A 6,784-nucleotide genomic window follows, 5' to 3' on the forward strand; every position below is an offset into this window, starting at 1 on the left:
GAGCTCGCGGAGACGCCCTGGACGGGGCCGTTGCGTCATCTCGCCTGCCATCCGCGCTCGTCGACGCCGCCGGGGACGGGGGCCTCGGGGTCGTAGGGCGTGCGGGTGAACACGAACGTCCCCAGGTCGAGGTGGTCCGGCGCGATCCGCAGCGTCTCGCCCGCGTGGTAGCCGTCCAGCCCGACCCAGGTGCCGTCCTCGCGCGGTGCGAAACGGCTGGCCCGTCCCGCACGGCCGGGCATCGGTGCGAGGTCCAGCAGGCCGCTGCCCACGGCCCGCAGCACGTACGGCGCCGGGCCCCAGAACCAGACGCCGAGGACGTCGAGGTCGACCGGCGGCGGCGCCGGCCGCCACTCCTCCACCACCCGCGGCTCGGCGGCGCGCAGGTCGGCGAGCAGCCCGGGCCACAGCAGGGGGAGCCCGCTGGTGGTGTTGGCCAGCGTGACGGCGCCGGTGCCCTCCTCCCGGTCGACGAAGACGCCGGCCAGGAAGCCGGGCATCGAACCGCCGTGGCCGGTGTAGGTGCGCCCGTCCAGCCGGATCACCTGCAGGCCCAGCCCGTAGGCCGACCAGCCCGGCGCCGAGGAGTCGACCCCGGCGGGCACGCCCATCTCCTCCAGCGTCGCCGGGCGCAGCACGTCCCCGGTGTCGCCGAGCAGGAAGGCGGCGAAGCGGGCCAGGTCGCCCAGCGGGGCCCACAGCTGCCCGGCCGCGGCCATCACCCCGGCGTGGTGCTCGGGTTCGGGCAGGACGACGTCGGCCCACGGGTGCACCGCGCTGCCCGCGGCCGCCGGCGCCTGCGGGCGGGGCGTGGTCCGGGTCATCCCGAGCGGGGCCAGCACCTCGTCGCGGACGACGTCGTCCCACGACCGGCCGCGGTGCCGGGCGACGAGCTCGCCGAGCAGGCCGAAGCCGAGGTTCGAGTAGTGGAACCGGCGGGCGGCGCCGAGCACCACGTGCTCCTCGCGCAGCCGCAGCTCGTCGAGGGACCCGCCCGGTACGCGCTCCCACCAGCCGCCCGGGCTCTCCGCCGACGCGCCGGCGAGGTGCGAGAGCAGCTGGCCGACCGTGCGGTCCCCGAACGGCGTGCCGGGCACGTGCCGCTCGAGCGGGTCGTCGAGGCCGAGCCGACCCTCGTCGCGCAGCCGCATCACGACGACCGCGGTGACCGTCTTGCTGATCGAGCCGAGCCGGTACTGCGTGTCCAGGACCGGGCCGGGCACCTCGCCGCGGCCGGCCGACCAGGCCAGCCCACCGTCCCGGACCACGCCGGCGACCAGCCCCGGCGCCCGGCCGTCACGCTGGGCGAGAGCGGTCCGCGCCAGCAGGGTGCGGGCGGTCGAGGGCAGCACGGGCTCGGGCTCGGACATGACGGCGACCGTAGGCCAGCCCCTCCGGAGCCGCCGGGGTCAGGCCGTCTCGACCGCGTCCAGCCGGCCGGTGCGGCGGGCCCAGACCTCGAAGCCCACGGTGGCGAACGGCGGGACGGAGGCGGCCAGCGCCAGCAGCGCCGTCCCCGGTGACCAGCGCAGCACCCGGGCGGTCAGCAGGGTCACCGCGACGTAGAGCACGAACACCGCGCCGTGCACCGGCCCGAACACCTGCACGCCCACCTCGGAGGTCTCCGGCACGTACTTGACGTACATGCCGGCGAGCAGCCCGACCCAGGTCAGCGCCTCGGCGACGGCGACGGCGCGGAACAGCTGGACGGCGGTGCGCGGGTTCATCGGCTCCCTCTCGACGGCGACAGGCCCTCCGTCTCCAACGGCCGACGGTGCGGCAGGGTCCCCGCCGGGTGCTGTGACGTGCGTGGCAGGGTCGGCGGCGTGCGGGGACTGGCGCGGCGGGAGTTCTGCCTGGTCCTGCTGCGGCGGATGGCCGACGTCCGCCCCGACCTGGTGGCCGAGGCGCTGCCGCGGCTGTCGGCGACCCGCGGCGCGGCGCACGCGGCGCACACCCGGTGGCAGGCCCTGCACCACAGTCCCCGTGCGCCCCGCGGCCTGGCGCTGCGGACGGCGGTGCTCGGCCCGCCGGACACCTGCGTGCCGCGGCGGCACGGCGACCTCGAGCTGGAGCTGCGCCAGTGGCCGCTGCCGCTGTGGCCGCAGCTGCGCTGGCGGGTGGTCAGCGGCCCCGGCGGCGAGGTGCTGGACGAGCAGCTGGTCCGCGGCCCGGGCTCGGGGGTCCCGGCCGCCCGGCCCGACCGGCTGCTGGTCTGGCAGCACGTGGTCGACGACGTCGCCGCCGTCCCGGGCGCCTCGCACGTCGGCGCGCAGGCGCCGGCGCACTGGGAGGTCGCGCTGCCCGACGGCCGCCGCGCCCGCTTCGTCTGGGGCCTGCTGCAGGCGGTCCGGGAGCCCGGGGCGGCCTCCCTGCAGGGGCCCGCGGCGAGCGTGCGAGCCGTGGGGGACAGGGAGGCCCTTGATCAGCCGGCGAGGCGGCGGGCGCCCGCGTAGCCGCCCATCGAGTCGACGCTGGCCACCTTGACGACGTCCCCGGACGTCGGCGCGTGCACCATCTGGCCGTTGCCGATGTAGATGCCCACGTGGCTGACCGGGCTGTAGAAGAACACCAGGTCGCCGGGGCGCAGGTCGGCGCGGGACACCGCCTGGCCCATCTGCGACTGCATGCGGCTGGAGTGCGGCAGGCTGATCCCGGCGGCACGGAAGGCGAACTGGGTCAGCCCGGAGCAGTCGAAGGCGTTCGGACCGCCGGCGGCCCACACGTAGGGGTCGCCGCGCTGCGCCATGGCGGTGTCGACGGCGATCTGGGCGGCGCCGCTGCCGGCGACGATCGGCCGGGACGGCGCGGAGGCCGCCGGCTGGTCCCGCTCGTCGCGGCTGGCGGTCGTCTCCGCGCCGTGGGCGGCGGCCGCGGCGGCGAGGGTGGCCTGCTGCTCGGCGGCGGTCAGGCGCTGGAAGTCCGCGCGGTACTCGGCGATCTCGGCCTCGAGCGCGGCCTGCTGCGCGGCGACGGCGTCGTAGGTCCGCTGCGCCTCGGCGGCCGCGGCGTCGGCGGCGGCCCGGGCGGCCACGGCGGCGTCGCCGGCGGCCACGGCCGTGGTCAGCAGGCCGCTCTGGTGGTCGGCCACCATGCCCAGGATGCTCACCTGGTCGATGAACTCCTCGGGCGAGTCGCTGGTCAGCAGCGCCGCCAGCGACCCGCCGGTCTGGCCGGTCCAGGCGCTGCGGGCCACGCCGCGCACCTGCTGCTGGGCGGTGGCGACCTGCGCCTGGGCCGCGTCGGCGGCGGTCGTGGCCTCGGCGGCGGCGGCCTGCAGGGCGAGGAGGTGCTCGCGGGCCTCGTTGAACTGCTCGGTCACCGCCTCGAGCTCGTGACCGCGGGCGGCCATGAGCTCGGCGGCCTCGGCCGCGGTCTCCGGCTCCTCGGCGCCCGCGGGGGCCGGGACCAGCGCCACACCGAGGGCGACGCCGACCGAGGAGGCCAGCAGGAGGGCCCGGCGGACGACGGGGGTGCGGCGGCGGTGGTGCGGGCGCGCGGGGAAGGCACGCTCAGGGGTCGCCATGGTCCGGCGGCTCTCCGTTTCTCCGACGGCCGCCTACCGGGTTAGCTGACGGGTTCGGGCGGGAGATCGCCCGGTGCACGCGGTGGCCCGCGGGCACTGCACCCCAGGACTGCGGTGGGTCCCCGGCCCGGCCTCCCCCGGAGGGTCGGCCGGCTCGACGGCGTCCGCGGGGTGTCACCCAGGTCGGTGACGCTGCGCCCCGTCGAACACACAGACCGTAAGCGGCGTTATGGGCACGTGACAATCACCAGCGTGTAATTCGTTCGCTCACCGTGAGCAACCGGATCCGTTCCGACACACCGCAGGGGTCGGAGCCCAGGCTCGCCGACCGCCTGACCTGCGCGGATCCCCGACCCGGCGCCTCCGCGCCCGCCCGGAGGACGCCGGAGGGGCCCGCGTGACGCCTGCCACGGCCACCGGCCGGCCCGCGCCCCTCGTCCGCGCCGGGGTTTGCCGGTGCGGCGGCCCGCGCACTCCCGGGGCATGCGCATCACCCGACGGGCACTGGCCCGCCCGCTCGTCGTCCTCGCGATCGCCGGGTCCCTGACCACCGCGTGCAGCAACAGCGGCGGCAACACCGACGTCGACCGCAACGAACAGGAGTGCGGCACCGCGGAGAACAGCGGCGACTGCGCCGAGACGGAGGGCCCGCCGACCGCGACCACCGAGTCCGAGGGCTGAGCACCGCACGCTCCCCGCTGCCCGCGGGGGCCGCGTGGACCCGCGGCCGGGTCTCTGCGGAGCTGCGCTTCCTGGTGGCCGCCGTCCGCGACCGGCTGCGCGGGCGTGACCTCGCGCTGATCGGCGCCGGGCTGACCTTCTACGCCGGGATCGCCGTCGTACCCCTGCTGCTCGTGGCGGTCCGGCTCACCGGGCTGGCGGTCGGCGCGGCGGAGGTGGAGCGGCTCACCGGCCGGCTGACCGAGGTGCTGCCGGCCGAGCTGGGCGCCCGCGGCGTCGTCGTGGACCTGGTGGACGCCGGCCTGGGCATGGACCTGCTGGGCTTCGTGCTGGCCCTGCTCCCGCTGTCGCTCTACGGCGAGGGGCTGCGCCGGGCGCTGCTGCGCTTCAGCGGGCGGCACGACACCCTGACCGGCTGGCGCGGCCGGCTCCTCGGCCTGCCCCTGGTCGTGGCCACCCCGCTGCTGCTGCTCCCGCTGCTGCTGGCCGCCGAGGGGATGGCCGACCTGGGCGCCCGGGACGGCGTCGGCGCCGCGATCGCCCGCTTCGCGCTCGGCTACTACTCGGTGCTGTTCGTGCTCACCGTGCCGCTGGCCTGGGGGTTCCGCGTGGTCGCGGCCGGGCGGATGCGGTGGCCGGCGCTCGTCTCCGGCTCGCTGTTCACCGCCGCCTGCCTGTCGGGCTTCCTGCAGGGCTTCGCGTTCTTCCTCTCCCTGCCGCTGGACCTGGGCGCGCCCTTCGGCGGCCTCACCGCGGTGGGCGCGGCGGTCGCCCTGGCCCTGTGGCTGTTCCTGCTGCACCTGGTGCTGCTCGGCGGCTGGCTGCTCACCGGCGCCCTCGACACCCGGCTGGCGGCCGGCCGGGGCGCTCAGTCGTCGTCGGGCGGCAGCGGGATCCCCGGCTCGACGGGCGGGCCGCCGGGGCCGGGACCGTCGTCCGGCTCGTCCGGCTCGTCCGGCTCGTCCGGCTCGGGCTCCGGCTGAGGCGGCGGCTGGGGAGCCGGCGAGGGGCCCGACGGCGGTTGCGGCGCCGGTGTCGTCCCGCCCCCGCCCCCGCCGCCACCCGGGACAGGCGTGGGCGCCGGCTCGACGTGGTCGGCACCGTTGCTGATCAGGATGGTGACCACCTGGCCGGGCACCGCCCGGCCGCCCCGCGGCGGGCTGGTGCCCACGAACGACCCCGCCTCCAGCGCGCTGTCCACCCGGGCCCGTGCCGTGGCGAAGCCGGCCTGGCGCAGCGTGGCCTCGCAGCCACTGGCCGAGGAGCAGCCGGGCACCGGTCGGGTGTTGCCGCGGACGACGGCCGGGTCCGCGGGCGGGAACTCGCCGCTGCCGCGCGCCTCGAGCACGGGCGCCATGGCGTCGTGCCAGATGGTGGCGCCCTTGCCGCCGCCGAACCCGCCGACGTCCTGGTTCTGCTTGGGGTTGAGCACCATGACGCTCGCGGTGACCTCGGGCGTGTAGCCGACGAAGGCGACCGAGTAGTTGTCCTGCGAGGTGCCGGTCTTGCCGGCGATCTGGTGGCCGGGGACGTAGGCGCGGCGGCCGGTCTGCCCGCCGTACCCGGGCTCGACGTCCTTGCGCAGCATCTGGTTGAGCGTCGTGGCCACACCCGGCGGGATGGCCTCGGGGGTGCACCGGTCCCCGACCGGCAGCGGCTCGCCGTCCGCGCCGAGGGCGGGCGCGCCCGTCGGGTCCAGCACGGCCGTCACGGGGACGACGTCGCACTGCGTGCCGCTCGCCGCCAGGGTCGAGTAGGCGCTGGCCAGCCCCAGCGGGCTGGTGGCCTCGGCGCCGAAGGTGAACGAGCCCCGGTCGTCGTCGATGATCTGCTGCGGCAGCTCGGGCGGGCTGAACTGGAACAGGCCCATCGCCTCGGCCATCCGCACCGGCTCCTCGACGCTGCCGAGGGCGTCCTCCAGGGCCAGGAAGTACGTGTTGGAGGACTGGTAGAGCGCGGTCTCCATGTCCAGCGTGGCCCGGTAGTTCCCGGCGTTGCGGACGTCGTAGGGGCCGCTGCCGTCGCGGAAGACGCGCGAGACGTAGGGGTTCGACGTCGTCAGCGTGTAGGCCGGCGAGTAGCCCCGCGCCAGCGCCGCGGCGGCCACGAACACCTTGTAGGTGGAGCCGGAGCCCTGGCTGGGCGCCACGTTGAGGTTGTAGGACTCCTGCGCCGGGTCGTTCTGGTCGTAGCCGAAGACGCGGTTGACGCTCATCGCGAGCAGGTGCCCGGTGCCGGGCTCGACGGCCGTGAACATCGCCGCCAGCGGGTCGCCCATCGGCAGGGTGGCCAGGACGGCGGCGTCCCCCGCGCGCTGCAGCTCGGGGTCCAGCGTCGTCTGGATCACGTAGCCGCCGTTGTCCAGCTGCTCCTGGGTGAGCCCCAGCTCCTGGATCAGGTGGCGCTGCACGAAGTCGCAGACGAACGCCCCGACGCTGGCCTCCACGCAGCCCCGCCGCGGGGGGGGGGGGGGGGGGGGGGGGGGGGGGGGGGGGGGGGGGGGGGGGGGGGGGGGGGCGGGCGCAGGCCCCCCTCACCGGAACCGACCGAGCTCCACTAGAGCTCAACTTACTCACT

General features: G+C 76.9%; 7 protein-coding genes and 1 riboswitch. Of the genes, 3 read left to right on the forward strand and 4 right to left on the reverse strand.

Annotated features, from left to right (window positions below; all coding sequences use genetic code 11):
- Nucleotides 1-35 precede the first annotated feature (35 nt).
- Nucleotides 36-1,370, reverse strand: a complete 1,335-nt coding sequence (locus tag ACI8AX_RS09720; RefSeq protein WP_456549600.1) for a serine hydrolase domain-containing protein — start codon at nucleotides 1,368-1,370, stop codon at nucleotides 36-38.
- A 39-nt stretch (nucleotides 1,371-1,409) separates the two neighbouring features.
- Nucleotides 1,410-1,727 carry a DUF3817 domain-containing protein gene (locus tag ACI8AX_RS09725; protein ID WP_456549601.1) on the reverse strand — a complete coding sequence of 106 codons (318 nt, stop codon included), beginning with the start codon at nucleotides 1,725-1,727 and terminating at the stop codon, nucleotides 1,410-1,412.
- Nucleotides 1,728-1,826: 99 nt separating this feature from the next.
- Between ACI8AX_RS09725 and ACI8AX_RS09730 the strand changes: the two genes are divergently transcribed.
- Nucleotides 1,827-2,456 carry a hypothetical protein gene (locus ACI8AX_RS09730; RefSeq protein WP_456549602.1) on the forward strand — a complete coding sequence of 210 codons (630 nt, stop codon included), beginning with the start codon at nucleotides 1,827-1,829 and terminating at the stop codon, nucleotides 2,454-2,456.
- Here the strand turns inward: ACI8AX_RS09730 and ACI8AX_RS09735 are convergent.
- On the reverse strand, nucleotides 2,426-3,526 hold the full coding sequence (locus ACI8AX_RS09735) for a C40 family peptidase (RefSeq protein WP_456549603.1): 1,101 nt from the start codon (nucleotides 3,524-3,526) through the stop codon (nucleotides 2,426-2,428). The two genes, ACI8AX_RS09730 and ACI8AX_RS09735, sit on opposite strands and share 31 nt — an antisense overlap.
- A 35-nt stretch (nucleotides 3,527-3,561) precedes the next feature.
- A riboswitch (cyclic di-AMP (ydaO/yuaA leader) is annotated at nucleotides 3,562-3,653 on the reverse strand.
- 356 nt (nucleotides 3,654-4,009) lie between these two features.
- On the opposite strand from ACI8AX_RS09735, the gene ACI8AX_RS09740 reads away from it, so the two are divergent.
- Nucleotides 4,010-4,207, forward strand: coding sequence for a hypothetical protein (locus ACI8AX_RS09740; protein WP_456549604.1), 198 nt, complete (start codon nucleotides 4,010-4,012; stop codon nucleotides 4,205-4,207).
- Between the two features lie 74 nt (nucleotides 4,208-4,281).
- Nucleotides 4,282-5,190 carry a YhjD/YihY/BrkB family envelope integrity protein gene (locus ACI8AX_RS09745; protein WP_456549605.1) on the forward strand — a complete coding sequence of 303 codons (909 nt, stop codon included), beginning with the start codon at nucleotides 4,282-4,284 and terminating at the stop codon, nucleotides 5,188-5,190.
- Here the strand turns inward: ACI8AX_RS09745 and ACI8AX_RS09750 are convergent.
- Nucleotides 5,076-6,653: a penicillin-binding transpeptidase domain-containing protein gene (locus ACI8AX_RS09750; protein ID WP_456549606.1), complete on the reverse strand. Its 1,578-nt coding sequence runs from the start codon at nucleotides 6,651-6,653 to the stop codon at nucleotides 5,076-5,078. The genes ACI8AX_RS09745 and ACI8AX_RS09750 overlap by 115 nt on opposite strands.
- Nucleotides 6,654-6,784: the final 131 nt, after the last annotated feature.

The sequence above is a fragment of the Blastococcus sp. SYSU D00813 genome (assembly GCF_054050735.1).

Coding starts and splice junctions, on each gene's coding strand:
- ACI8AX_RS09720 (WP_456549600.1), bottom strand. CDS start 1,370: ATGTCCGAGCCCGAGCCCGTGCTGCCCTCGACCGCCCGCACCCTGCTG.
- ACI8AX_RS09725 (WP_456549601.1), bottom strand. CDS start 1,727: ATGAACCCGCGCACCGCCGTCCAGCTGTTCCGCGCCGTCGCCGTCGCC.
- ACI8AX_RS09735 (WP_456549603.1), bottom strand. CDS start 3,526: ATGGCGACCCCTGAGCGTGCCTTCCCCGCGCGCCCGCACCACCGCCGC.
- ACI8AX_RS09740 (WP_456549604.1), top strand. CDS start 4,010: ATGCGCATCACCCGACGGGCACTGGCCCGCCCGCTCGTCGTCCTCGCG.